The sequence below is a fragment of the Candidatus Eisenbacteria bacterium genome, from assembly GCA_016867495.1.
Lineage (GTDB): Bacteria > Eisenbacteria > RBG-16-71-46 > CAIMUX01 > VGJL01 > VGJL01.
On record VGJL01000293.1, the window covers coordinates 1 to 2,411 of the forward strand.

Annotated in this window: 2 protein-coding genes; both read right to left on the reverse strand. The window is 68.5% G+C overall.

The features are described 5' to 3' along the window. Nucleotides 1-1,297 (reverse strand): hypothetical protein (locus tag FJY88_13590; GenBank protein MBM3288360.1); only part of this gene is annotated, 1,297 nt, incomplete at its 3' end. Nucleotides 1,298-1,479: 182 nt separating this feature from the next. Continuing rightward, the coding region (locus FJY88_13595) for a hypothetical protein (protein ID MBM3288361.1) at nt 1,480-2,411 on the reverse strand (932 nt) is incomplete at its 5' end.

The window sequence follows — 2,411 nt, forward strand, 5'->3', positions numbered from 1 at the left end:
TAGGAGGCCGGAGGTGCGTGGGGTGGTCGATCGCATAGGTGGCGCGACCGTTCACTCGCACATAGAACTCCTCGCCGCTGGGTGCCCCCAAGAGATCGGTGAGGAACCGTCCTCGGCTCATTCCGAGGGCCGCATGGCGGTAGGTCGCCGCTACGCTCTTCAAGAGACCCGCGGTGCTGGGATCGACGCCGGGGAGCAGGACCGACGCATGTTCCTCGAGAAGAAGGTCGATCGCCTCGAAGAGGGCCGCGGCATCTCCATCCAAGACGACCCTCCGGAGGTCTGCCGCGCCCTCCCAGTCCTCCCAGTTGTTGAAGATCGAGTCCGCGATCGAGACGGCGCCGCTCAGATGAAGCGCGTCGCGCGCATGCCTCTCCACCAGGAAGCAGAGGTTTCTGCGAAACGCGGTCTCCTCGATCTCCGCTCCGCGAGTCTCGCCGGCCTCGCGCCCGTTGCCGATCAGGACGCGATACCGCCCGCTCGACGACGGGAATCTTGTCGCCGTCGAGGAGACGGGCTCGCCCGGCCTGGGCAGCGCCGCGCGCGCCACGAGGAATGATCCGGCCTCGACTCCCGAGTGATACTCCCTCATCGTGCAGCCGTACTCGATCGTGTAGGGATTCCGGATCACCGGGCTGTCCGTGCCGGCATCGCCCCAGAGCAGCAGGGGGGGAAGGATGGTCCCCGCGGTGTCCGCCCCTCCTGCAAGGGCTCTGAGTCTTGACGCGAGCCGGGTCTGAAGGCTGACCCTGTAGAAGTTGGTCAGATAGTGGAAGTCCCCGGCCGCGACGGCGCCGCGGATCAGGCCTGTCTCCATGTCGGCGGCGTTCGCCACCGCCTCCGCGGCGGCCCGCCGATCTGGGTCGGGAAGGGCGATCAGGTGGGGATCCGTCTCGACGAGGAACTTGATTGTCGATCGCGCGCCCAGAGAGACTTGCGCGCTCTCGGGGGCGACGCAGCCCAGGAAGATCGGCGGCCCGGCCGCGATCTTCGCCACCAGCGGTTGCCAGGCGGCGCCGTGATCCACGCGAATGGCAAAACTCCCGTCCGCCTGCAGCGGGACTCCTCCGAGGGTCGAGCGAACCTCCACGTTCGTGAGCGAGGCAGGCAGCCGCTCCTCCGCCGGGATCGAACCGACCACCAACCGCCCCGGCGACGGCTCGGGGATGTCGATTACGGGCCGCGCGGCATCGCCGCAGCCCGAGAGGGCCGCCAAAGAGAACGCGGCGCAAAGAAGCAGCCGGTCAAAGAAGGTATCGCGGCGGTGGGGAGACCTGGAGGACTCGGGGGGGGGCATCGACGACCTCCCGTCGGCAAGCGCCGATCTTCTTCGGGCTCCCCCGGCAATCGGATCTTACCGTGGCGGGCGATGTCTGTCCATCACCCCGTCACGCTCACCCCGTCACGCTCTCAAGCGGCTCGATGGCTGCCCCGGAGGCCGCATCCGGGCGGGCCGTCACATCTCCATGGCTGACGCGATCACTCCTTCAGAGAGGCGGCACCGCCGGTAAGGCCGCGAAGCGCCGCCAGCGTCTCATCGTGGAGACGGCCGTTCGTGCAGACCATGGTTCCCCTGTAGATCGAGCGCTCGCCCTCCAGGGACGTCGCTCGCCCGCCGGCCTCCTCGACAATGACCAGCAGGGGCGCCAGGTCGTATGGCCTGACGGAAGGATCGATGGCGATCTCCCCGCTCCCCTGCGCGACCAGGACATGCTGGAGAAAGTCGCCGAATCCTCTCGAGCGAGCGCATCGCCGGGCCAGGGCGAGGAGGTTGAGCGGCGCCGCATTCTCCTCTCCCTCGCGCCCCGCCCTCGACTCCGCGAGACTTCCATGGAAGAGCGTTGCCTCTTCCAGCCGCTCGACCCCTGACACGCGCATGCGCCGCTCTCCGTGGTAGGCCCCTCCTCCCCTCGCGGCGGTCCACCGCGACCCGAGGGCCGGCGCCGAGACGAGGCCCGCCACGATCTCCTCGCCGACCTCGATCGCCATGAGGGTCGCAAAGATCGGGATGCGCCGCGCGAAGTTCACGGTGCCGTCGATCGGATCCAGGATCAGTCGCGCCACGCCGGCGCCAGGACTGATCCCCCGCTCCTCGCCGTATACGCCAAGCTCCGGATGGCGCGCCTGGACCAGCGACCGGATCGCCTCCTCGATTTCCTCATCGGCCGCCGTGACCGGCGTCCGATCAGGTTTCTCCCGAACCGGGAGCGACGGCGCTCCAAACCAGCGGAGGGCGATCTCGTCCGCGCGATTCGCGAGATCATTGAGAAACGGAAGCCACTCCCGCTCCTTCGTCACGTCCTCGCGCCTCCCGGGCGGTTCCCGGCGAGCTTGGCGAGGAAGTCCTCGCGGCCGGGACAGAAGATGTCCACCATGATGAATGGCTCGTCGCCCAGGCACGCCGCGCTGTG